11 protein-coding genes and 1 CRISPR repeat array are annotated in these 26,364 nt (G+C 45.6%); of the genes, 4 read left to right on the plus strand and 7 right to left on the minus strand.

Features of this window, described 5'->3' with window-relative positions:
* Positions 1–2: 2 nt before the first annotated feature.
* The 3 genes from L6475_RS10790 (at position 3) to L6475_RS10800 (ending at position 6,852) form a co-directional block, all read left to right on the plus strand.
* A complete protein-coding gene (locus L6475_RS10790) occupies positions 3–1,004 on the plus strand; it encodes a lysylphosphatidylglycerol synthase transmembrane domain-containing protein (RefSeq protein ID WP_237819898.1) in 1,002 nt (333 codons plus the stop codon).
* Between the two features lie 66 nt (positions 1,005–1,070).
* Positions 1,071–2,531, plus strand: a complete 1,461-nt coding sequence (locus L6475_RS10795) for an aminoacyl-histidine dipeptidase (protein ID WP_237819901.1) — start codon at positions 1,071–1,073, stop codon at positions 2,529–2,531.
* Positions 2,532–2,712: 181 nt separating this feature from the next.
* Positions 2,713–6,852, plus strand: a complete 4,140-nt coding sequence (locus tag L6475_RS10800) for a sialate O-acetylesterase (RefSeq protein ID WP_237819904.1) — start codon at positions 2,713–2,715, stop codon at positions 6,850–6,852.
* A gap of 104 nt (positions 6,853–6,956) precedes the next feature.
* Here the strand turns inward: L6475_RS10800 and L6475_RS10805 are convergent, their stop codons facing one another.
* The gene (locus tag L6475_RS10805) at positions 6,957–7,136 is read right to left on the minus strand and encodes a hypothetical protein (RefSeq protein WP_237819906.1); all 180 of its coding nucleotides are present in this window, start codon (positions 7,134–7,136) and stop codon (positions 6,957–6,959) included.
* 17 nt (positions 7,137–7,153) lie between these two features.
* The gene (locus L6475_RS10810; protein ID WP_237819908.1) at positions 7,154–9,883 is read right to left on the minus strand and encodes a hypothetical protein; all 2,730 of its coding nucleotides are present in this window, start codon (positions 9,881–9,883) and stop codon (positions 7,154–7,156) included.
* Positions 9,884–10,126: 243 nt separating this feature from the next.
* Between L6475_RS10810 and L6475_RS10815 the strand changes: the two genes are divergently transcribed.
* Entirely contained in the window at positions 10,127–13,957 is a 3,831-nt protein-coding gene (locus L6475_RS10815; protein WP_237819910.1) for a glycosyl hydrolase 115 family protein, read from the plus strand.
* A 1,626-nt stretch (positions 13,958–15,583) separates the two neighbouring features.
* A CRISPR array of direct repeats spans positions 15,584–16,317; the repeat unit is 47 nt; unit sequence GTTGTGATTTGCTGAAAAATTAGTATCTTTGCACTAGCATATACACC.
* 147 nt (positions 16,318–16,464) lie between these two features.
* On the opposite strand, the gene cas2 is transcribed toward L6475_RS10815, so the two are convergent.
* The 5 genes from cas2 to L6475_RS10840 all read right to left on the minus strand — a co-directional run bounded on the left by cas2 (position 16,465) and on the right by L6475_RS10840 (position 26,167).
* Positions 16,465–16,803 carry a CRISPR-associated endonuclease Cas2 gene (cas2, locus tag L6475_RS10820; RefSeq protein ID WP_237819912.1) on the minus strand — a complete coding sequence of 113 codons (339 nt, stop codon included), beginning with the start codon at positions 16,801–16,803 and terminating at the stop codon, positions 16,465–16,467.
* Positions 16,800–17,735 (minus strand): type II CRISPR-associated endonuclease Cas1, encoded by a 936-nt coding sequence (cas1, locus tag L6475_RS10825; RefSeq protein WP_237819915.1) that lies wholly within the window; start codon positions 17,733–17,735, stop codon positions 16,800–16,802. Before cas1 ends, cas2 begins: the two co-directional genes overlap by 4 nt.
* Before the next feature lie 14 nt (positions 17,736–17,749).
* Positions 17,750–22,078, minus strand: a complete 4,329-nt coding sequence (gene cas9 / locus L6475_RS10830) for a type II CRISPR RNA-guided endonuclease Cas9 (protein ID WP_237819919.1) — start codon at positions 22,076–22,078, stop codon at positions 17,750–17,752.
* Between the two features lie 354 nt (positions 22,079–22,432).
* Positions 22,433–22,636 (minus strand): hypothetical protein, encoded by a 204-nt coding sequence (locus L6475_RS10835; protein WP_237819922.1) that lies wholly within the window; start codon positions 22,634–22,636, stop codon positions 22,433–22,435.
* A gap of 18 nt (positions 22,637–22,654) precedes the next feature.
* On the minus strand, positions 22,655–26,167 hold the full coding sequence (locus tag L6475_RS10840; protein WP_237819925.1) for a hypothetical protein: 3,513 nt from the start codon (positions 26,165–26,167) through the stop codon (positions 22,655–22,657).
* Between the last annotated feature and the right edge of the window lie 197 nt (positions 26,168–26,364).

Below are 26,364 nucleotides of genomic sequence, written 5' to 3' on the forward strand. Positions count from 1 at the left end.
TTATGAAGAATACCCAAAACATTTTCAAAATACTATTGCCCATTATTTTGGGAGGAGGCATTCTCTATTGGATGTATAGAGGTTTTGACTTCCAGAGCATTCGCCATATACTAACCGACGAGATGGACTGGACATGGATGTTACTATCCTTCCCTTTTGGCATTTTAGCCCAAGCCTTCCGTGGATGGCGCTGGCATCAAACACTGGAACCGATGGACGAGCATCCAAGAAAAAGTGTTACCCTCAACGCTGTTTTCCTAAGCTATGCCGCCTCATTGGCCATTCCACGTATAGGCGAATTCACTCGCTGTGGTATTTTGAAACGTTGGGAAGGCATTTCCTTTGCCAAAGCCTTAGGCACGGTGGTCACCGAACGCGCTGTTGACACGCTCATGGTGATACTCTACTCGGGACTGATTCTATTGTTCGAGTTGAGCACCTTTGGCACATTTTTCAAAAAGACAGGCACATCAGTTGACCATATACTGAGTAATTTCTCACTGACAGGATGGCTGGTAACGGGCATTTGCTGCATAGCCGTACTGTTATTACTTCATATACTGCTGGGCCGTCTGTCAATATACAATAAGGTAAGAATGACGCTACACAGTATCTGGGAGGGAGTACTCTCGCTAAAGGGTGTAAAGAACCTTCCTCTATACTTACTTTTTTCCATCGGAATCTGGGTGATGTACTTTCTGCATTTCTACCTTACCTTCTTCTGCTTCGACTTTACCAAGACATTAGGCATCGGCTGTGCATTGGTATGTTTCGTGGTGGGCAACTTCGCCGTCATCGTTCCTACGCCTAATGGAGCTGGCCCTTGGCACTTTGCCGTGAAGACCATGCTCATTCTATATGGCGTTGCCGACGAGCAAGCCCTTTACTTCGTACTCATCGTACACACAATCCAAACCCTTCTGGTCGTTGCGCTTGGCATATGGGCATGGATAAGACTGTCTTTTACCACATACCAGATTCCACATTCAACAGATAATAACTAACCGGTATGTCGAGTGTAGTATGACAAACCTCACACCACATTTCTCATTCCACATTTCACAAATAATATGAACGAAATTCAGAACCTATCCCCAACGTGCATTTGGAAAAACTTCTACGCACTGACACAAGTTCCACGTCCAAGTGGACATTTAGAGAAAATTCAGCAGTTCCTGCTCGATTTTGGCAAGCAGGCTGGCGTGTATGCAGTAAAAGATCCTGCCGGCAATATCCACATGCGCAAAGCTGCTACTCCCGGTATGGAAAATCGTAAGGGTATTATTCTGCAGGCCCACATGGACATGGTTCCACAAAAGACACCTGAGTCTTCTCACAACTTCGAGACCGATCCTATCCAACCATGGATTGACGGTGAGTGGGTGAAAGCCAAAGGAACCACACTGGGAGCCGACAACGGTCTGGGTGTTGCTGCCATTATGGCCATCATGGAAGACAAAACCTTGAAGCACGGTCCCATCGATGCACTGATTACTGCCGATGAAGAAACTGGTATGTATGGTGCCAACGACCTGCCTGAGGGCCAGTTGCAGGGTGATATTCTCTTGAATCTCGACTCAGAACACTGGGGAAAATTCGTTATCGGTTCAGCAGGTGGTATTGATGTTACTGCAACCCTCGACTACAAAGAAGTAGAAACAGACAGCGAAGATGCTGCCGTTCGAGTCACAGTGAAAGGTCTTCGTGGCGGTCATTCAGGCTTAGAGATTCATGAAGGTCGTGGCAATGCCAACAAGCTTCTGGTACAGATGGTACGTGAGTTCATTGAGGAATGTGAAGCCCGTCTAGCCTCTTGGCATGGCGGCAACATGCGCAATGCCATTCCTTTTAAGGCTGAAGCCGTTCTTACCCTGCCTAAGGAGAATGTTGAAGCACTGAAAGAGCTGGCTACTGAATGGCAGAACGATTTCCGCGACCAGTACAAACAAATTGAAACACTGGGCATTGAAGTGACAGTAGAGGAAGTTGACACTCCGAAGACAGAAGTGCCTGTTGAGATTCAGGACAACTTGATCAACGCTATCTACGGCTGCCATAATGGAGTAATCCGCATGATTCCAAGTTATCCCGACGTAGTAGAGACTTCCAGCAACCTGGCTATCATTGACATTGAAGAAGGTAAAGCCTCCATCAAGATTCTGGCCCGTTCAAGTCGCGAGGACATGAAAGAATATATCGTCAACACCCTCGAGAGTGTGTTCAACATGGCAGGGATGAAGGTAGAGACCGCTGGTTCATATGGAGGTTGGGACCCCAATCCCGATAGCGAGATTCTTCACCTGCTGCTGAAGGAATACAAAGAACTGTTCGGACAGGATGGCATCATTCAGGTTGATCATGCCGGACTGGAGTGTTCTGTCATCTTAGGCAAGTATCCTCACCTCGATGTGGTGAGCCTTGGCCCCACGATGAAGTCACCACACACTACTACCGAGCGCGCCCTCATCGCCACCGTAGAGCCGTTCTGGCAGTTGTTGAAGAAAACACTTGAGGACGTTCCCGTTCGCTAAACGGTTCTCAAAGCAAGAAGACATTAAGGAGTTTAGGTTTCTGTCAAGCCTAAACTCCTTTTATTTACTACGCAAACGTTTTCGTACTGTTTACTATAAGGTAATCAATACTGTATTACTTATAATCTATAATTTTGCAACGAGTAAGTAATAATGATATTATTCAACAGTAAACTATCACATGAAAAAAAATTATTTATTAACAATTGCATTGGCGCTATCGATGACCTGTAAAGGGCAAGAGTATAGCGTATTCCATGATGGACTCATTGGCAATATTTCCCCAAAAGGGTGGTTGTTAGAATTCCTTCAACGACAGAAAAATGGACTCACCGGTCACCCTGAAGCGATGGCCTATCCCTACAACTCATGTCTATGGGCAGGAGAGATTCCACGTGTAAACGAGAATCCTGATGCAAAAGACTGGTGGCGTTATGAGCAAACGGCTTATTACACTGACGGACTATTGCGCTTGGGGTATCTGATCAATGACGACTCCTTCATCCAAAAGGGCGAAGAAGGCATCAGTTATACCATTGAGCATGCCCAAAGTAATGGCCGACTGGGAAATTCCAAGATTGAGTCGCTTTGGCCAATGGCAGTATTCTTCCGTGCCATGCAAGCCAACTATTGGAAAACGGGCGACATAAAAATTGTGGAGGCACTGGAAAAGAACTATCTGAGTCTGAACTCCTCACTGCTCACCAATGGGCGCCGCCACATTGTCAATATCGAGGGAATGCTCTGGGTGTATGGCATCACTGGCAACCAAACATTGCTGAACCTAGCAGAAACAGCTTATAACGCTGGTGGATTCGAACTTGATGCCTCTGTAGCCGGTTCGCCATATCTCATCGACATGCATGGCGTTACCTATGCTGAGATGCTGAAAATTCCCCTTTTGCTCTATGCCTATACTGGCAAACAGAACTATCTGGACTTAGCCATGAATGCTGAACGCAAATTGGAACGAGACCATTTGCTGCCCGACGGACTCTATACCAGTGCCGAATACACATTGGGACTCGATGTTGACGTGGCTCACGAAACTTGCGACATCACCGACTACACCTGGTCATTGGGCTACTTCCTGCAAGTAACAGGCGATGCCGAATGGGCCGACCGTTTGGAACGTGCCGTATTTAATGCTGGTTTGGGAGCTATCAGCAAAGACTTCAAGGCACTTCAGTATTTCTCTTCTGTCAACCAGCTCATCTGCACAGGAACATCCGACAACAATGCTTTTAAGCGCGGAAGCACATGGATGGCCTATCGTCCTGTACATGAGACAGAGTGCTGTGTAGGCAATGTAAACCGAATGATGCCCAATTTTGCTTCCCGTCTGTGGATGCGTGGCAAAGATGGAGATATCGTGGCCACACTCTATTCGCCCAACACCACTGCATTTGACATTAATGGAAAGACTGTCACCATTAAGGAAGAAACCTCCTACCCTTTTTCAGATATCATCCGATTCACCATCAACAGTGAAGGTTCAACTGATTTTCCCCTCACCCTCCGTATTCCCGGTTGGTGCAAAGAGGCCAGCCTCAGCATAAACGGACAGGCAGCAAACATAGAACTGACTCCTTCCACCTTCGTCACACTGAACCGTTCATTCAACAACGGTGATATAATTGAGCTGCGCCTGCCTATGGAAGTACGCCTACAACAGGCTGCTGAAGGTCAGGGATGGTATGTAGAGCGTGGTCCATTACTGTACAGTTATGCCATTCCACAGAAGAAAGTTGAGGATACCAAGACCTATTCCAACATGAATGGCAAACATTCTGAGAATCCCGACTTCAAATGCTGGAGCATCACTCCCGACGGTCCTTACAACTATGGTTTTGATCCCTCACTGCTCAACGGAAACAAAATCATCGTTTCTACAAAGACATTGAACGAAGGCTCCTACCCCTACGACTTGGCCAATGCACCTGTAAGCATCACGATTCCTGTTCGCAAGATTCAGTGGAGCGTACAGAATGGACGTAACACGCCTCTGCCTGGCGCTGGAAATGTGATAGCTACAGAAGACACCGAGAACATTACTTTGGTTCCCTATGGCTGCACCGAACTGCGTTTGACTGTTTTCCCTGAAGCTACGGTCAGTGACATTCCCGAAGAGACACTGATTGTAAATCCAGACTTTGAAAAGCTCGATGCCAACACTTACAATGCCGGTGGTGTGGAACACAAAACATGGGTGCCTTATGGATGGAGTGTGCAAGGCCAAATCAATGGTGTGTCATACGGTATCAACAACGATGCCCTTAATCATCATGGCGACAATGTATGCTGGTTTCGCCTACTCCCTTTTTCAGAAAACTTTGAGCTTTATCAGGTAGTCCCTGCCGAAAAACTCGGTGCAGGAACCTATCGAGTTTCTTGTCTTCTGTGGAATAATGTCAATCAGAAAGGCAATTGCCGTCTGTTTGCCAACCAGTCTGTACAGTATTTTGGAAGTCCTCATGAATATATAAACAATCGTGTGAGCGGCGAAAAAGCCACCTACGCCGGTTATCCAGGAACCCCCGATGGTACATTTGAGTTGAAGAATATGCAAGTCCTCGTCACCCTCGCCGAAGGTGAAGACCTACGTTTAGGTATCCGTTCCGACGGCAGAAGGAGTGATGGTACCAGAGTCAGCGATGGTACTGGATGGTTCAAGGTTGACTATTTCAAAATAGAAAAGGTTGCCGATGAAGAGAAGCCAGTAGAGAACACAGGTGCGGCGCCAGTGTTCATTGTCTGCGGACAGTCAAACAGCGATGGTCGCATACCAGCTTCTGACTTTCCCTCCTATCTAAAGACCGACCTCTGCAACTATTGCTACGACGACGGTTCACACTTCCAGAATGGCGTATTCTCACCTTATACCCCTCATACCTACGAGAATGGCCGTACCGATCGCTTTGCCTACGATGCCTTCGTTTATCACTATCTGCAGAAATCACTGCAAGAACCTTTCTATGTAGTCAAGCTCACCTTGGGTGGCACTGCTATTGACCCATCGTGTCCTAATTCCAATAGTGGGCATTACTGGTCGTGCAACCCTTCTTGGTACAACAACCAGACAGCTACTTCTCAAGGAGGCCATTCGCTGATGAAGTCTTTTGAACGCGCATTTGAAGCCTGCAAACAAGAAACTCTCCAAAGCTTGAAGAAAGGCTATGCAGTAAAAGCCATCCTATGGCATCAGGGCGAAGGCGACCGCCAGGCGCAAGGGCCGGCCAACTACTACAACAATCTGAAAACCCTTATTGCCCACATGCGTCAGTTCCTTTTTGAGCAGACGGGCGACCAGCAGTGCCAGTCACTCCCATTCATACTTGGCACCGTTCCTCCTCATAGCACACAATACAATGCCGACGTAGAATCTGCACAAAAGCGCATTGCCGAAGAAGACAGCAACGTATATCTCATCGATTTAAGCAAGCAACCTTTGCTGGGCGACGATCTGCACTTTGGTGTAGAGGCCGGTGAATATTTTGGCAAGAAAGTTTTCCAGCAACTTGCCGCCCTTGACATCTGCGAACTGGTAGAAGAAGAAAAAGCGCTTCCTGAAATCACCAATGAGGTTATGAATAACCCCAATTTTGAATTGGCTACCGACGGTAAAGAGAATCCCCGTGGCAACACCAACCGCGGTATTCCTTACGGATGGCAGTCAGAAGGTACACTCACGGGCAATTCTTTCGGTGTGAACAAAGATGCCTATAATTTCAATGGCAACAATGTATGCTGGATAAACGCCACCCCCATGCCTAATGACTTCACACTCTATCAGACTATTCCTGCCAGCAAACTGGGAAAAGGCACCTATACCCTGACGTGTAAGCTATGGGTTGAGGTAAACAAGAAGACCAACTGCCGACTGTTTGCCAAAGGTTCGAAGAGTGATAAAACACTGGTACAATACTATGGAACAGAGAGCGACTACACCAACCTGTTGACAGAGGGTGAAGAGGCCACTTATGCTGGATTTGCCGGAGGCGAAACAGGTCAGATCATTCTTCGTCCGCTGAGCATTACGCTGAATCTTGACGAAGATGAAGATCTCACCATTGGCATCAAAACTGGCAACATGCGCAACAACCGCCAACGTGCTACCGACAATGCCGGATGGTTTAAAGTTGACTATTTCCGCCTGTTCAAAGAAAACGAAACAGAGCCTACCCACATTGAAAACACCTGTATTCGCACTAAGCATAGCACTTCAACGCTCTACGATCTCATGGGGCGCCCAATAGCAAAAGGCCAGCATCTTACTGCAGGAATCTACATCAATGAAGGACGCAAAATCGTTATCAAATAATTGAAAGAAACAAGAACAAAAAAGTGGGCCGCCTCATTCAGAAGCGGCCCACTTTTTGTTTAGAAAATATCTTTTTGCACTGATATTATTGAATTTCGATGAATTCAATAATTGTTTTCATCTTCATCATCCCATATATCCTGCCTACGAGACTTAGAAGAAGTATCAACATTCTCATCGGTGGTAATAGACACTGTTGGATGTAAAGGATCAGATGCTGCTATACAGTCTTCAACATCTACAGTAAAGCAACAAATATTGGGCTGATTATAACTCTTTTTCATTGCTATTGCCTCCTTGATTATTTCAATACGACCTTCTTTACTTTACCGTCAGACATCTTAACGATGTTCAAGCCTTTAACCAGTTGGTTTTGACGGCCCAGCAAGTCATAGCTTTCAACCATCTTACCACCAGCAGAATACTCCTTGATGCAAGTAGGATCATTTTCATCCCATACGATTGACAGTTCGTGAGCTTCACTTACTGCGTCCAGATATGCGCGGAAAGTATTAATCATACCTTCAGCGGTAGTAATACCAAAAGCAGTACCCGCATCATTCAGTTTGTATTTACCTTCTCCGATTTTGTCTGAAGTAAATGAACCTTTCAGCGTACCTTCATTCAGAGGAGCCGATGCCAACTCTGTGTTGGTATTTACCGTCAAATCCCATGAGCCAGTATAATTGCTGGGGAAGCGAACCAGACAAGGCTCACCAGCCTGAACACTCTCAGCAGTCTTCAACGAAACAGAGGTTGCATTAATTGCATCGAGAACAAAGAGATTGGCTCCTTCAGGCAACTGGCTGGCAGCAAAAGCGAAAGGCAGACAAACAGTATTGAAACCGGCCACGTCGCTACGGCTGTAGTTAATCTCCTGGATGTTGACAGTTACGTTGGTAGGTGTATAGAAGTTCTCCCAGTTGTCATCAATCTTAAGTTCGTTCAGTGCGATAGTGGCACTGTTGTCAGCAACGATGGTAGCGGCAGTGCCGTCCCAGGCATGTCCATATACCTGTGCGCTGGTGTTGAAGGGCAATGGATAAGCGTCAGTGCCGATGGTCTGGAAGAAAGCATCCTCATTCTGATTGTCGTTAGAATTCAGGAAGAAAGCCAAGTTTCCGTTAGCCACATCTGCTGCTGTCAGTCCATCCACAACACCTTGATTTATATTCTCAGTAGCACTCAAGTCAACAACGTTCTTCCAAGCATTCTCATTACCGAAACGGCCGATATTACCACCGTTATGACCAGTAATAGTACCCAAGTTAACAAAGTTCTCTACCGTTCCACGCTCCTGATAGCAGAACAATGCACCCGCATAGGGGAACTCGTGGGTAGAAGTGATGTTACCAAGATTGATCACGTTTTTGATTTCATAAGTAGCCTTATTTCCAGACTCACCACCTACGATACCTGCAGCATCCTGTCCAGATACAGTTACGCTAGCTCCATTTATCACATTCTGAATAATAATCTTGCTACCTTCGTTCTGAGATGCGCCTGCCAGACCGCCGCATTTATTACTACCAATCACAGAGCAAGAAGAATCGATAATCAGGTTTTTGATAGTCACAGGTGAGTTGCCCTGCAGCCATCCGAAGAAGCCCTGAGCCTCTTTGTCTGGACGATTGATTATCATATTCTTGATTTTATGACCTTGTCCATCGAACTCACCCTTGAACTTACAACCGGTTGAAGGACCGATGGGTGAGTGCAGGTTCTCAATATTCTCAAAATCGATGTCGGCCGTCAGCTTAGCCTTAGCCACATAGCTGCCCAATGTACCGCCATTGCCTGTAGCAACAATATTCGAGAACCACTCTACATTACCGGCATTGGCCAGAAGTGTCCATCCCTCACCATCTTCCTCAGCTGGCTGGAAAGGTTTGGTGCAACCATCGTTCTGACAAAGTCCGTTGGTACTGTAATTGTGGGGAGGAATAACGCCTTCACCAGGAGTATTATCATAAATGGTGCCAGGGAGAAGCACGCCATCGCAACGATAGGTGCCGTGAGCATACACCTGACCGCTGGTGCTGAAAGGTACGGGAGCGGCATCGGCAGTTTCGCCCAGGTTCTGATAGAAAATCTGTTTGCCGGCAATCTGATTGATATGGAAAGCCAACTCACCGCTTGCTACAGGATCATCAGAAGTCCAGGAATAGCTGACGTTCTGACTGTTGTTAGCAGCATTCGAACCAAAGTCGTACGAATTGGTTACACTGAAGCCCTCTGCTCGGATAAAACCTCTTTTATTACCATCAACGCTCACTGTACCAGTATTATAGCTATTCTCAACTATATGGCCACTACCATTTGCCCAACCGACAAAAGCACCGGCTTCATTCTTATCGCACAGAATATTACCATGATTGGCACAACCAAAGATAATAGCCTGTGGAGTATCCTGATTGTCCGGGTTACGGCATCCGATGAAACCGCCCGTAGCGCCGGTATGCCCCTGAACATTTGCCTCATTGATACAGTTCTCAATGCGAACCGCACCACCACCAGCTACCTGAGTAACGCCGACAAAAGCAGCCACACGCACTCTTCCTTCGAAATAGCAGCTCTTATCCATAATCATGTTCTTAATTGTAGAACCGCCACGCACCCAGGCAAAGAATCCAATGGCAGTCGGAGTATCCGGAGTATCGTCACTACCATAGTTGAGAACAAGATTTGTGATACGATGACCCTGGCCATCCCAAATGCCATTGAACTTTCTGGCAGCGTTACGACCAATCATCGTATGAGAGACCCCCGTAAAGTCGATGTCGCTCACCATCTTTACATTGGGATTAATGGACTCATTCTGCACATAGTCACCAATCCACTCCACGTTGCCGGCGTTGGCCACCTCATACCAACCATCTACAAGAGCAGGCGCCTGGTACTTGTCGGTACACCCTTCAATGGTACAGATGCCGTTCACGTAACTGTGGTCTCCGTCATGAGCCCATGATTGAACACTCGTTGTCAATGCTCCCAGCACGACAACACATCTAAATAGTCGCTTAGTTTTCATTGTTTTTAGTTTAAAAATCATTATTACTAAAAAAAAACAGGTTTAGGCTAAAATTATGTTTTCGAGGGCAAAAGTAAGAAAAAACGCCAATACACTTTTTCAGAAAATCCAACAGAATACACGTAAACGTTTTCGTAAAATTTTCGTAAACACAGATTCTCAATATGGCATACAATAATTAATTTTGCAGAGGAAATAACCCTATTAGCATGTCTAATAATAGTAAGTAAATAACTAAAAACAATGTTCGTAAAAAGATTATCATTCCTAATGTTGGGCACTCTATTGGCTTTAGCAGCCATGGCCCAGACAGAGATTGCTATCAGCACCAAGCCGTCGGCCGACAGTTTTGTACTGGTAAGCAACACTCAAAAGGCTTCCATCGTAGTGAGCGACAACGATGCTGAAGTAGTGAAAACCGTTGCCCAGTGTCTGGCCGACGACGTTAAAGCCGTGACCGGTCAGCAACTGAGTGTCACCACAGGAACGGCCGATGAGTCGGCTATGACAGTGATAGCCGGCACCATCGGCTCTTCAACACTCATTGACGCACTTATCGCCAATGGGAAAATTGATGTTAGCGCCATCAACGGCAAGTGGGAGACCTACCTGCTGCAACGCACTGGCAACTGGTTGGTAGTGGCTGGTTCAACTCCACGCGGAACCGCTTACGGTCTTTTCGAAATCTCTCGTCAAATGGGAGTATCACCTTACATTTGGTGGGCCGATGTAGCTCCTGCAAAGAAAGAACAACTCTTTGTGACCGGTGAGAAGACCGTTTCTAAAGAGCCCTCAGTGAAATATCGCGGTATCTTTATCAACGACGAAGACTTTGCTTTGTTCCCCTGGGCAGCAAAGGGTATAGACAAAAAGTACAACAACATTGGCCCCAACACCTATGCCAAGGTGATGGAACTGCTGCTTAGACTGCGCGCCAACACACTCTGGCCTGCCATGCACTTATGCTCAGAGGCTTTCTGGGCCAACAAAGACAATCTTCCTGTAGCCAAGAAATACGACATCATGCTGGGTTCAAGCCACTGCGAACAGATGTTGCGCGACAATGAATGGGAATGGCGTCATGCTCCTTGGAACGGTAACAACGATAACTGGAACTATGTGACGAACAAAGCACAGATACAGCAATACTGGGAAGAGCGTGTAGCCGAGAGCGTTGGCTACGACGGCATGTACACCATGGGTATGCGAGGCGTTCACGATTGGGGAATCTCTGGTTATCCTTCAACTCAAGACAAGGTAAGAGGACTGACCGAGATTATCGGTTTCCAGCGCGAGCTGCTGGGCAAGTACTTTGACGATGTGACTAAGGTTCCGCAGTTGTTCATCCCCTATAAGGAAGTGCTCGATGCCTACAACGCCGGTTTGCAGGTGCCCGAGGATGTAACACTCTGCTGGGTTGACGACAATCACGGTTACATCCGCCAGTTGCCACTTCCCAGCGAACAGGCTCGCAGCGGTGGTAACGGTATCTACTATCACCTCAGCTACTGGGGCTCTCCCCACGACTATCTGTGGATAGCCTCTCACTCTCCCTCACTTATCAGCTATGAATTGTCACGTGCCTACGACCAGGGCATCCAGACACTTTGGGTTATCAATGTAGGCGACATCAAGCCTGCAGAGTCTGAATTGGAATTCTGCATGGACTTGGCATGGGACATCAATGCCTGGACTCCTGAAAAAGCAATCGAATACAACCGCTACTGGGCAAAGGAAACCTTTGGTGAAGAACTGGCCGACCGCATTGCTGACATCAAGAAAGAATACTACCGACTGGCTGCCGGCGGTAAGCCCGAACACGTATTCGACATCAAATTCACAAATGCCGAGAAAGATCAGCGCATAGCAGACTACAAGGCTCTTGTAGAGAAGGTCAACGAGGTGAAGGGAAGTGTACCAGCCGAACTGCTGGATGCCTACTTCCAACTGATTGAATATCCTGTGAAAGGTGCTTGCAACATGAACATCAAGACCTTCCGTGCCGCACAGAGCATGGAGTTGGCTAAGGCTGGCGAACGCGACAAGGCATTGGCCTATGCTGCAGAAGCTCGTGAAGCCTTCCGCACTATCAAGGATCTCACCACCTATTATAATAAATCACTTGCTGGTGGAAAATGGGATGGCATGATGAGCTACAAGCCTCGTGACCTGGCTCAGTTTGGAATGCCCGAAACTGCTACGCTCTCAAACATCAACAGTGTGAAGGTGACTGCCAAGCCAGAGCCCAATATCACCGTGATTCCTGCCACACAGTTTGTCAACAGCAAGGGCAACTTCACTACACTTGAGGGTATTGGTGTGAGCGATAAGGGCGTTACCATCTGGCCACTCGACATGACCAAATACAGTACAGCACAGGCCCCCTACCTGGAATATGAGGTTCCTGTAAAAGCAGGAAAGAACACCATCTCGGCCCGTGTACTCCCCACCTTCCCCATCAATACCACCTACGATATGCGCGTGGCTATTAGTATTGACGGCGGAACAGCTCAAACTATTTCCCTGAAAACTACCGCCATGGCAGGCAAGTGGAACCTGACTGTACTGCAGGGCTATAACGACGCCACAGTAGAATATACTGCCGACAAGGACAAGACCATCAAAGTAAAGGTTATGATGCTTGATCCAGGCATCGTACTCAGCGATATTTACGTATCGCTGCCCATCGAGGAAGATAATACACTTACTGAACAGCTAATAAATAACTACGATTTCGAATTGAACCATGATTGCCAGCCCAATGAGGCTGGCAACATTGGTCGTGGGATTCCCTGTGGATGGACTTCAGTAGGCGAACTGAAGAAAGGTGCCAACGGTTTAGACTCTTACGGAGTGAATCAGGATGCAACAAATTTTCACGGCTCCAATGTATGTTGGATCAACTCTGTGCCCATGCCCAATTACTTCGAACTGTCACAGACAATTCCTGCTGAGAAACTTGAGCCAGGCGTATATCGTGTCACCTGCATGCTATGGGTAGAAAACTCCAAAAAGACCAACTGCCGTCTGTTTGCCAACAAGAATGTGCAATATTATGGCTATGAGAGCGACTACACCAACCTGCTTGATCCCGCAGAGATCAACACCTATGCTGGCTATGCCGGAGGTACTACGGAAAATATCGTGCTGCGCGATATGGAAGTATATGTAACAGTGGCCGAGGGTGAAGACCTGACCATTGGTATTAAGAGCAGCAACCGAAAGAATGACGGAACAAAAGCCAGCGACAACTCAGGCTGGTTCAAGGTAGATTACTTTCACATTGAGCGCGTGAGTGAGGCTCCCAAACCTGTAGCCGAAGACCTTGCACTCACCGAAGAACTCATCACAAACTACGATTTTGAATTATATAGCGACCAGGGCACTGTGAAAGAAAATACCTCTGGCGAAACACGCCGCTACACTCCCTACGGATGGAACATCGCTGGCACCTTTCCCGGTCAGAGCTATGGCATCAACAAAGACGCCGCCAATCCCCACAAAACAAACATAGCATGGTGCCTGCCACAAGGCGGGCATTTTCCTGAAGGTTTCGAACTCTATCAGGAGATTCCTGCCGAGAAGCTGAAGGCCGGCCGCTACCTCGTAGAGTGCAAACTTTGGGTAGAAGACAACTATCTGGCCACCACCCGACTGTTTGCCAACAACGATGTGCAGTACTATGGCATGCCCATCGACTACGAGAACAATCTGACCGACGGTGAGACAAACACCTTTGCCGGTTATGTGGGCGGTGTAATCAACAACTTCATTCTGCAGGACATGTACGTCTATACAGATATAGCCGAGGGACAGTCGTTGCGCTTAGGCATCCGTGCTGATGGCCGTCAGAGCGACGGAACCATGCACCCTGAGCAGAAGAACGGATGGTTCAAAGTGGACTATTTCCGCATTCACAAGGTAGATAATGATGGTTCTGTTGATGAGGTGAAACTTCCCAAGGCCAACATCAAAGAGTCCAACCGATGGTACACATTGGGAGGTCTGGCTGTGGAGAATCCCCACAACGGCATCTATGTTCAGCAAGGTGGACGCAAAGTTATCGCAAAGTGATAGAGAATTAAAACTTCTTTAATCAACTATTCTATTAAAGGGCTTAGCACTTCCAACGTGCTAAGCTCTATTCTTTAGGGGGGCTCAATTTGCGCAGTTCAGAAAAACATATTATCTTTGCACTAGCATATACACCAGAAGCAGCACTGCTGCTCGGTCTTGTTGTGTTGTGATTTGCTGAAAAATTAGTATCTTTGCACTAGCATATACACCGATGTTGTCGAAGGCTATGCAATCTGTAAGGTTGTGATTTGCTGAAAAATTAGTATCTTTGCACTAGCATATACACCATAATTGCACAACATCATTATTGTGTGCGAGTTGTGATTTGCTGAAAAATTAGTATCTTTGCACTAGCATATACACCACTTTTCTACGCCATTCCTTGTTTTCAATCGTTGTGATTTGCTGAAAAATTAGTATCTTTGCACTAGCATATACACCTTGAATTGTTTGTGTTCATTAACACGTTTGGTTGTGATTTGCTGAAAAATTAGTATCTTTGCACTAGCATATACACCGAAAGCAGATGTTAATATGTTCTTTAATTGTTGTGATTTGCTGAAAAATTAGTATCTTTGCACTAGCATATACACCATCTTGCCAACGTATTCTTGAGGATGTAGAGTTGTGATTTGCTGAAAAATTAGTATCTTTGCACTAGCATATACACCTTATCTTACTGAGGTCAACGTTCACGATGTGTTGTGATTTGCTGAAAAATTAGTATCTTTGCACTAGCATATACACCCACGCCTTTTTATCTGTGAAGTCGTAAGCGGTTGTGATTTGCTGAAAAATTAGTATCTTTGCACTAGCATATACACCATACATGCGAATGGTAGAATCTGCAAGTTAGTTGTGATTTGCTGAAAAATTAGTATCTTTGCACTAGCATATACACCGGCCATTGCGTATGAGCAGTTGGCGAAAGAGTTGTGATTTGCTGAAAAATTAGTATCTTTGCACTAGCATATACACCCCAGCCTTCCGCGTGAACAACATCATTATCGTTGTGATTTGCTGAAAAATTAGTATCTTTGCACTAGCATATACACCTTATCTTACTGAGGTCAACGTTCACGATGTGTTGTGATTTGCTGAAAAATTAGTATCTTTGCACTAGCATATACACCGTATCAGACTACTGGAAATCCCCTACACCGTTGTGATTTGCTGAAAAATTAGTATCTTTGCACTAGCATATACACCTATCGCCTGCAAAGATATGTTGCGTTCTTTGTTGTGATTTGCTGAAAAATTAGTATCTTTGCACTAGCATATACACCACATCAGCGGCAAAACCTAATGTCCGCCTGTTGTGATTTGCTGAAAAATTAGTATCTTTGCACTAGCATATACACCCATATTCAAAGGAAGGTGAATCATGCTTATGTTGTGATTTGCTGAAAAATTAGTATCTTTGCACTAGCATATACACCCGAATTAAGAGCGGGAGCCACATCGGTTCTGTTGTGATTTGCTGAAAAATTAGTATCTTTGCACTAGCATATACACCTATGACAACATTCACTCTCAACGGAAAACTGTTGTGATTTGCTGAAAAATTAGTATCTTTGCACTAGCATATACACCTTACGTCGTGGTATGCGTATTCTTTGTGATGTTGTGATTTGCTGAAAAATTAGTATCTTTGCACTAGCATATACACCAGAACCCAAGACAGCATTCATGTTAAACTGTTGTGATTTGCTGAAAAATTAGTATCTTTGCACTAGCATATACACCAAATCGTGATCGGAGAAGACACACGATTGTGTTGTGATTTGCTGAAAAATTAGTATCTTTGCACTAGCATATACACCTCTTAGCATTGAGCTTATCAATCTCATCCTGTTGTGATTTGCTGAAAAATTAGTATCTTTGCACTAGCATATACACCCGCACTGACCTTAAAGAGGCCGAGAGGGTGTTGTGATTTGCTGAAAAATTAGTATCTTTGCACTAGCATATACACCATTTTGTTCAGGGTAATGGTGCTTTTGGTGTTGTGATTTGCTGAAAAATTAGTATCTTTGCACTAGCATATACACCGCCGCCCGAATACGTCTGCTAAGTCTTGGTGTTGTGATTTGCTGAAAAATTAGTATCTTTGCACTAGCATATACACCATTATTTAATTTAGTTTTATTAATTATTAGTTGTGATTTGCTGAAAAATTAGTATCTTTGCACTAGCATATACACCTGTTAGTTATTTTAATCTTTATATTTTAAGTTGTGATTTGCTGAAAAATTAGTATCTTTGCACTAGCATATACACCCTTAGCTTTATCTGTTTTACTTTCATTTTGTTGTGATTTGCTGAAAAATTAGTATCTTTGCACTAGCATATACACCACAAATGGTGAAAAAAGCTGGAAACCAGAAGGTTGCAAAGGAAATTAGAAAAGAAAAAATGTATATGCAAAAAAGAGGAGTCTTGCAGAAAAAGCGAGATTCCTCTTTTTAATTGCACCCCCCACGCGCGTACATACTTAGTTCTTGTCAGAACAGCTCTAATTGCTGGCCTGGAGCATTCGTCTGCTGAGGTTTGGTACCATAGAAAATCTCAATGTTACCAAACTGTTTGTCAGTTATGCACATGATGCCAACTTTACCAAACTCAGGAAGTATGGCTTTTACTCGTTTGCGATGCACTTCAGCATTTTCCATACTGGCACAGTGGCGTATGTATATAGAGAACTGAAACATGGTGAACCCATCTTGTATAAGTCGTTTGCGAAACAAAGTGTATTCACGTATGTCTTTCTTTGTTTCTGTCGGTAAGTCAAACAATACCATGAGCCACATAACCCTATATTCACTAAATCGTTCTGCAATCATGACATTTCCGGATAAGCTATTTTTCGTAGTTCACCACTGAAACATTTATAAAGAGAGGCAGTAGTTTGAGAAGTTGCCACCATCAAAGGACTTCGTTTGCCACCAATCACGACATCGAGAGTAGGAATAGACAGTAACTCCGCTTTTATATCTTTAGATAGTTCTACGTCAACTCCATATTGTTCTGTGATTTCATAAACCAAATGATCTACATAAGGCCGATATGGCTCCATTATGTCATCAGCCAGACAGTAGGCATTATACTTATTGTGATGATGAATGCCAAAAGTCGGGAGAAGACCACTGGCCACTAACGAACGAGCTACCACAGCGCGCAATATGGCATAGCCATAGTTCAGAAGATTATTTGGAGCTATGCCCTCTCGGTCTCTAATGAAACCAGGAATATGGCCAAACAGATTCTTCCAATAATAAGCGGCTGCTCGTGCTTCCATATTTTCAGGATCACCACTGCGCACATCATTAGCCCATACCTGCATGCACTTCGTCTCTGCATCGCTGCATTTCTTAAGTACGGCAGCTTGGTTGGCAATCTTATATTGCATGGTCTGTTGCCACAGTTGTTTGCGAAGAGGCTGTGAAGCATCAATTTGGTCTCGGAAGCGTTCGCTTTGGGTTGTGTTACCCACCAATGGAAGGAACAGGCCAACAGGCATGTGGTTAGAGTCGCAAGTGATAACTGCGCTATTGTTTTCTAATAGAGCTTCCAGCGCTCCTTGGGTGATGGTGATTTGTTTATTATCGAGCACTACCACCCCAATGTCCTCGATAGGTCGTGTCACTGTCTGAGCACTCTTGAAATCCTCAGACAGATTAGTAGCTTTCTCTACCTCAGGAAGCTTTATCACCAATTGGGCATCTCTTAGCGAGAGATAAGCAGGATTGCTAAAACATAGGGTCTTTTTAATCATAGGCTAAATAGTAACTAATATTCACCGATTGAAACTATTTGTCCGATATGGTCTATGCGGACCTTCACTATATGTTCTGTGAATGCTAGAGTTTTAAATTGTTGGTATGTCACCCCACGTAGCTTTGATGATACCGTTGTCTCTAAATGATGCCTAAAGATATAATCTCTCACTGCGGAATTTCCATACATAACCTTAGACATCGATTGCACCCTAAATAAATTCGGACTAATCACAGCATAGTTCTCCGGATTGCGATACCAGTCTTCGTCATAATCCAATGGGTTAAATATCATCTTTCCATTGTCGTCATATCTTGGGAATACAAAATACTCATTCTGTTTCATGGTAAAGAGGAACTGCCATCCATCTTCTTTTTTGTATTCTTTGTCAATTATCGGATATCTAAAACCTGCGCGTGATGTCGCCTCAAAGAATGAAACAACCTTTTCGTCTAATTCGTATAATGGTTCTCCATCTTCTCCAAACATCTGTTTATCATTTCTATCTACTTTGGGCTTACGATAAATGGCCACATGGTGATTGTTTCCAGTGCTGACATAATCTGTGGGCAGTTTCTTTCCATCTTTATCAAGAATAAGATTTCCATCTTTATCCCTTTTGTCATGTAGTGCGATGGCATTGCTTATACCAGTTATGGTCACTCGCTTAATGGAAATCCCTTTCTCTTTATTAAGCCATATTGGGTTCTTATCAAGATCTGAGAATGCCTTTTTGCTATCACCTTTATATTGGGCAAGTCGTTCCAGAAGTATTTCCTTTATTCTGCTATCAATAACTTTTTCTATTTTCAGATCTGGCGTTATTTCTTTTCTAATGGTAAAGATCTCTTCATAGGCGATTGTCTTTACTATTTCAGGGACTTTTTCCGGGTGTTCACTATTTGTCCAAACTGGATTCTTTTCTAAACTATTTTTTCCAGTAAATGCTTTCTTAGGATCATCTCCAAACTGATGTAGTCTCTTGATAAGAGCTTCGCGATATGCCTTCTTACAGACAGAGAGAATTTTACTCATGTCGAAAGAAGCGTTTATCTTTTCCTCTCTGAAGACAGGAAGCTGGCTCTTTCCATAAACGGTTTCAAGATGCAGCTGGCCACGAGGTGTTAGTTGAGTGGCACTCTTCGCCCCATTCTTATTCTTCGTAATATTGGTATTACGTGTGGTAACCTTGTTTTTAGCTTTGTTCGAAACAAGGATATGCTCCAGATGCCACCTTGCTTCTGTTCTGAACTCATCAATAGGCATGGGAGCAATAAAACGTAGTCTGCCGTGTCTGTCACGCTGTAGCTCTTTCTTTTCAATAGCATACATTACTTCCGAGCGTTGCTCCTTATCTAGTGTAGCAAGATTAATCTTGTCTAAATCGATATAATCTTCAACGCCCTTTTGCACTCTTGCATTCAGATTGTTCAGATACTGGATATAACTATGTTTCGTGAATGCAATTGTCAAGGCATCCATTGCATGATGGCGATGGTCATTTCGTTTCGTCCAGTCTTTGATGCGAGTAATGCGCTGACCGTCACGACCGATTTTGGTTTCAGTCATTCCGAGTTTATTATACTTATCCCAGTTCAGTTCTTGCATGATGTTTACAAGTTGCCAGTCTTCACGCAAGCGGTCGGTTACACTTCCTGTTGTTGGTACAACGACAGCTACGTATTCTTCGAGAATCTCTCTAGCTTTTTTGGCAATATACTGAGAGTCACGAAGATCACGGTTAATGAATCCACTGGGAATATCAGCTTCCTTCATTAGTAGTTTTTCTCTCTTAGTCTTGCTAATTGCGCCGTTGTTGAATAGGTCTTCTATCTTACTAGAATAATTCGCAGCATACTCTTTACCATAATTACTTTCAATAAAGTCGTAGGCTGTCATATCTCTTTTGTCCAGATTGACTTGACGAGCTTCAAGCGTCTTATTGGAGAGAGAGTCATCAAATAGTTTGGCTTTGGGTATAATATGTTCAATCTCAAATTCTTTTGTAAACAGTTTCTCCTTGGCTATATAAGTATCCGAATACAATGTCTTATAACCATTTTTCTCCAGTTCCAGGTATAACTTATATCGAATAATGTCGTTGCGACTAACGTGTGTAAGGAAGAACGGAGCTTCCTTTAGTATCTTGATGTACTCTTCGTGTAACTTTGTTGTTGCGTTGATTGACTTTGTCATCTCTTCTCGTTCGCGGGCTGACTTTTTGAGTTCACGAGCAAGTTCGACGCGAATTTCATCCGGCTTCCCATATGTAGCAGAAACACTATTGACCACGTTAATCATTTGGTTTAGGATTTTCTCGACGACAGGATTACGCAAACTATTACGTGGCAGAAGGTCTAATTTGTCCTTTAAGACCTTATTGTCTATTTCTTCTTTTGTGAGCGATCTTGCAGAATGACGGTAACCTGCATATTCACAAGCAACACTGTAGTCATTACCATCCCTCATATAGGGAAGAATCTTACGTATAGCTTTAGCACTTAAATTGGCATAGTCAGTCTTAAACACAACATTAGATAAAACCGTAGCACATTCCTTATCTAAACCAAACTGATCAGACAACGTCTTTATCAACTGCTCATTTCCCATAACAGAATCATCTCCCTCAAACGAATAAAGTAGATGCCACAAACGGTATAATGCCTGTTGCTCAATAGCATGCCCGCCTATAGACGAATCAAATGTGAGGATATCAGTATTAAATCCAAGAGCAGAGAAGATTTCCTTAACCATATTGACAACATCGCTCGAGGGCATCTTCGCAAAGTCATATGTGCCGTGTCCCGTCAACTCTATAATAGTTTGATAGGCCTTAAAGAGTTCTGACAGGGTCGTGTTTCCATCCAATGATTTAAAGTTCATATCATACTCATTTGGCTTATCAAATAGTATTCTTAGAACATCTGTTTTTGATAACTTTTCCTTGTAATTTAGCTCTTCAAATAGCCTTTCCTTTTCTTCTTGATATAATGGACGCTTGCCATTTGTGTATGATACCTCTGTGTTAAATAAGTCATGTTGCGCCACAGGCACAACCTTTCCTGATACGATAACATCATTAAGTCTTTGCCAGATCTTAAACTCCTGAAAGAGAGGTGAGGACTTCGGGCATCCCCTTAGTCCAATAGTCTTTTTCTTGGATTTTCCTTTGATGTTAATTGTAATTTGTTTGCTTTCAAATTCACAGAACGAAATAAGTCCCTTTTGTGATTTTAGCGGTCTTTGATAGAAGATGACAACATCTCTGATTTCTTTCCTTAATTCGTCTGTCAACTCTTTGTGATACTGAGCCTGTGTCTCCCAAATCGTTTCAAATTCATTGAGATAGTCTTGCCTATAGAATACCTTGTTTTTCAGACTGAAATTTGAATTCTTTTGTAATTCTGACATCAGGTATTGACCGACAGTCTGCTTGTTGAAGTAAAGGATTTTACTACGGTCGCTAATACCTCCAAGATATCCACTGGCACTGTTGATTTGTCCGTTGATTTCCTGTAGTACAATAGCAAGCTCCTCCAAGTTCATTCTCTGTGAGAGAGCGGATACACGCCACTGGTATGTTTCTATCTTCTGTTCAAACCCTTTGGTCTGCCGCTTGACACCTACAATCATGAATGGCTTTGCACAAATTGCCCATGTCTGGCTTTTGTTCTTTCCATTTAATTCATCTTTCAGCTGATCTGTCAGAATCTCTGGGTAGAATTGTTGCTGTTTATTCCATACCTTATTGAACTCGTCAACAAGGTCTGAGCGATAATACTCAGGAAGATACTTCTTTCCGTTCTGGAGTAGGTGCAAAGATAGCTGTCCGGGTGTTATGTCCTCGTTGTGAAGCTTCATGGCAATCTCCATTCCGTCAATAAGTTGCCCTTCTTCTGTTGATTTGGCTTTGCGGCTGCTTTTAAAGCCGCGTTTCTTGTTTATCTGCAGTAAGATGCGACTAAACTCAGACAAGCTAACTTCTTCAGTTGCAGCCTTTGCCCTTAGCCGATAGGTCTCAAAAGTTGTGCCGTTGCCATGTTCTGACAGAATGGTCTCATCGTTGATAAAACCATGTTGCTTCAAAATGGATATCAAATGGTCACGACGTAACTTGTATCTCTGCAGGTTTCTGCGCATGCTACGCTTTAAGGTCCTATTGGCATTTGTAGTAATGCTCTTACCCTTTTCGAAGTTCATGCTCTCATCTATGGTCAGGGGATTAACTCTGACGCCTAATCGTATGATGGATGACTTTTCTTTGTCATTCTTCTCTTTTTCCTTAACCACTGCCCATCCTATACTATTTGTACCCAAATCGAGGCCAAGAATCTTTTTCATATTTATAGTTTTTTGGTTATTCTGCCACAAAAATACGATTTTATTTCGAATTATTTGGAAGAACAGAAGAAAAACCATATCTTTGCATCACTAATTTTTAGCAAATCACAATAAGGATTATTCCGTTGTGAAAACATTAGGTCCCGGTCCATCGTCCTCAACGGTGGACTTTTTTTTCTTTATCGACTGCCATTTGTTTTAATGCTAATTGAGCAACAGTTCTCATATTTATAACATTGCCTACACAGTACCTTTTGGGCATTGTAAGATTTAATAAGAGATTTAAAAAAATTCGGGGACGAAGCATACGAAAGTGCTTCGTCCCCGAATGATGATTAACTATGATACAAATAGTTACCAAGCTTCTTCCCAAACATTGCCACTTTTAGGCTCTTCGTCCTCGGGAAGAATCAGGTCGTCGTCAAGGCCAGAGGTCGTCAAGTTCGTAACAGACTCGGCCAGAATCTGTTGCTCAATGTCAGCCTCTATGACCTCCATCACGGGCTTCTGATATTCTTGCTTAGGCAAGCGATTAAAATCGATTACTTTCTTTGTCATATCTGAGTTCTCCTTTCTTTACTTCTTGCTCTGGCAAACGTCTCCTTGCGTCGCCGAGCGGATGATTACCTTTTTACCATTCTGAATATAGACACCCTTCTGTGTGGCCTTGCTGATGCGGCGGCCGTCCAGTGTGTAGGTGGCATTGTCGGTGCTGGCTGCTCTGTCAGTGCCAATGGCAATGATGCCCGTGGTCTCGCCGTCGCCAAAGTCTATGCTGAAGGCGCGGGCAAGACTGGCTGTCTCGCCCTTCAGCTGGAAGTAGGCGCGGAAGCCCTTGATATTGGCGGGCAGTGCCGAGGGGTTCAGCAGCGTGTTGCCTGCTGCCAGGAAGAGCACGGCCTTCGTGTTGCCGTCGGGAATGGTCGTTGCGCCCAACGTGGGGATGAAATCGACATCGGTCGAGGTGAAGGGCTGTGCATCCTTGCTCACGATGGCTCCCGTGAAGGGTGCTGTGGAGAGGTCAGTGTTGGCAGCGACCTTCACCAGATAGGGCTTGCCGGCCTCGATGCTGGCAGCATTGGCGAAGTTTAGGGTCAGCGTTCCGTCTGCGAACGTTGCGCTGGTGAGTTCCTTCACGGTCCAGCCCTCGGGGATGGCGGTGCTGAACGGAGCAGCAAACGTATTCCACGAACCTGCCTGCAGTGTGCGCGTCAGGGTGATTTCATATACCTGGCCGTCGTTCTCCGTGAGCCATGCCTGGTTGTCTGTGGCTGTCTCTGCCAATATCTTCGTGTTCTTCGTCCACGTAGCACTGATGGTAACATCGGCATCAGGCATCGTAAGCGTCGTACCGCTCAGTGTTCCGGCCGACGCGGTGTACTGGTCGAAGGAATAGCCCGTAGCAGCGTCGCCGTGGCTCAGTGTGAGGCTCACGTTGTCGGCGCTGCCGGCATAGTACACATCATTATACTTGAGGCCCGTGGCGTAGGCAGTGATAGCACTGACGTCGTACTCTGTGCCGTCACCACTGATGACGAGGCTGGTCACGTCGGTGCCGGCGGTGATGCAGCGCATCTGCTTGGCTTCCTTGATCAGTCTTGATGCTGCGGCCACATCGTTGTAATAGCAGTTTGTGAGGGTTCCAAGTACCTTGCCGCCGACAAACATTTTGTGTCCGCTGTAATTCTGGATGCTGATGGCAGAGGGTGCAAACACGCAGTTGTTCAACGTGGCGGAAGAGCCCGCTTGGGTATAGCCGACCATTCCGCCACCCTCGTAGCCTTTGGCATTGCTGTAGGTGATGCTGCCGGTGAAGAGGCAACCATTGAGGGTGAGTGATTTGTTCTCGTTGACTCTACCTACGAAGGCGCCACCATCAATGTCACTGCCATTGCTTGAACTGATGGCAACCTCACTCCAGCAGTTGGTGATGGTGCTGTTCTCGCAGAAGCTTGCAATGCTTGCAGGACGCAGGCCTGTGGTGCTGATACTACCTGTAATATGCAGGTTCTTGATGGTTGCACCTTGAATACAACCAAACGGGGCTGTGCACTGACCGGAACCGTTTAAGGTCACGTCGAGGGTCTTTCCGTTGCCATCATAGATTCCGCCGAAAGGTTTGTAACTGTTATTTGTGGTACTTGGACCCAAAGTTGTGGTCACGCTGATGTCTTTGGTCTGACTGAAGTACACCCCGCTGTACGTATTGCCATTGTCGACATTTGCTGACAGCGTGTTCCAGTCGGCTGTTGACGTGATCAGATATGGGTCGGCCTCTGTGCCGGCACACTCGCGGTATGTAGCACCAATGGTCACATCGGCATCGGGCATAGTCAGTGTCGGACCGTTGGAGGTAGTATTGGCGAGGGTGCCGCCCGATGCAGTATAGGAGGTGAATACGCAGCCTGTCTTGCTAAAATTCAGGTCAAGCGTCACCGACTCACTATTGCCGGCACAGAATGTGTCGCCATACTTGAGGCCTTTGCCGTAGACGGCGATGCCGCTGACGTCGTAGGTGGTCGTGGCAGCACCGAGGCCGTTGATGATCACGCCGTCGCCGGCAATGATGTTACGAGCCTGCTTACCCTGAACGGTCAGGCTTGATGCTGCGGCCACTTCGTTGTAATAGCAGTTTGTGAGGGTTCCGCTTGCATTGCCGATAAACATGTTGTGACTCTGATATTTTGTGATGGTAATGGCAGAAGGTGCAAACACGCAGCCGTTCAGCTTTACAGTACCTTTTGCCCAGCCGACCATGCCGCCACCCTCGTAGCCATTGGCATTGCTGTAGGTGATGCTGCCGGTGAACAGGCAACCGTTTAGGGTGACTGTAGAGCCAGACTCCGTACGGGCGACGAATGCACCGCAGTCTATGTCTTTGGCACGACTTGACGACAGCGCCACCTCGCTCCAGCAGTTCGTGATGGTGCTGCTCTTGGCGAAACCGGCGATGCTGGCAATGCGCATGCCTGCCGTGGTCTCAGTGCCGGTGATGTGCAGGTTTTTGACGGTTGCATTTTCGATATATCCGAACGGGGCCGACGTGGCATCAGAAGTTGTCACGCTGATGTTGAGGTTCATAGTGTGACCCTGCCCGTCGAAGGTGCCGCAGAAGGGATTCTTCAAGTCATTGCTCGTCCTTGTGGTGATGCCGCTGATGTCGGCAGTCAGCTTCACCGTCTGGCCGCTGTAGGTGCTGCCGTTGTTGATATCGGAACAGAACTTCTCCCAATCGGCTTTCGAGGCAATAATGAAATCGCCCGTTGCATCAGTGGACAGACTGTACTCCTTCACCAAGCGTACTGAGAAACCGAAGGCTCGACTGTTAGTATCACTTAGATCCAGGCCTCCGGCAAAGAACATGCGTTTCGCGTCGGTCGTAGTAGCCGGCGTACTGGACCAATAGAAACCACGGTCGTTTATATTATCGATTGTCGTTCCGTTACGCCAGCCTGCCGCAGGCAGAAATACACAACCGGCGGCCTCAAACGAAGCCCAGTTGCTGCCGGAATATACCGCTCCTGTGTAGTTGTCGGGATAAATAACCATACCCTTCTTTCCATTCACACTCTGATTTAGTGTGTAACTCTTGCCAGCACCTTTGCCGCCATTAACCGTGCGGGTAGTGAGGAGATACGTCCACTCGGCCATGGACAGTGTGCGCCAGCCTAAGCCGATGAGTGCGCCCCAGTCAGACTTCAACGACTCAGAAGCAACTTTGCCGTAGCCGTTGGTGTTATTGGTGGCACTTGAAGAGGTAATGCCATACTTGTTTACCGCAGTCCAGGTGCTGGAGGCTCCCACCCAGCCAAAGAGGTCAACGGTGGCATTCTCGCTGATGTAAGGAGAAGATGCTGTCACCTTGGTGTTGCCTGCGGCGTTGCCGATGTAGTCCCACTGATGCTCGGCAAAGGCCCAACTCCAGTTACTGCCGTTGTAAGTTGCCTGCAGGTTGCCCTGTGCGAAGCTGACCTTCTTAGTGGCGCTGACGCTGAACACACCGTCCAGCAAGTTTTTCTGCGCCCATGTTCCCTGCGTCACTGCCGTAAGAAGCAGGGCGAGAAGCGAAAGAAGTTTTGTTTTTCTCATTGTTTTGTTTTTAAATGATTAAACTTATTTGTTAATGATAAATGTTTGTTTCCTAATGCCTGTCGCCGAATCACAAGGGACAGTCCCCTATCAAAGCTGATGTTTATAAACTGTCGATTGGGATGAGCTGGTACTCCTTCTCCACGTCCACGTCGTCGAGGGCATTCCCACATGCAGGCGCGGAAAAAGGGCGCCTG

Origin of the sequence: Prevotella sp. E9-3, from assembly GCF_022024015.1 — a bacterium.
Classification (GTDB): Bacteria; Bacteroidota; Bacteroidia; order Bacteroidales; family Bacteroidaceae; genus Prevotella.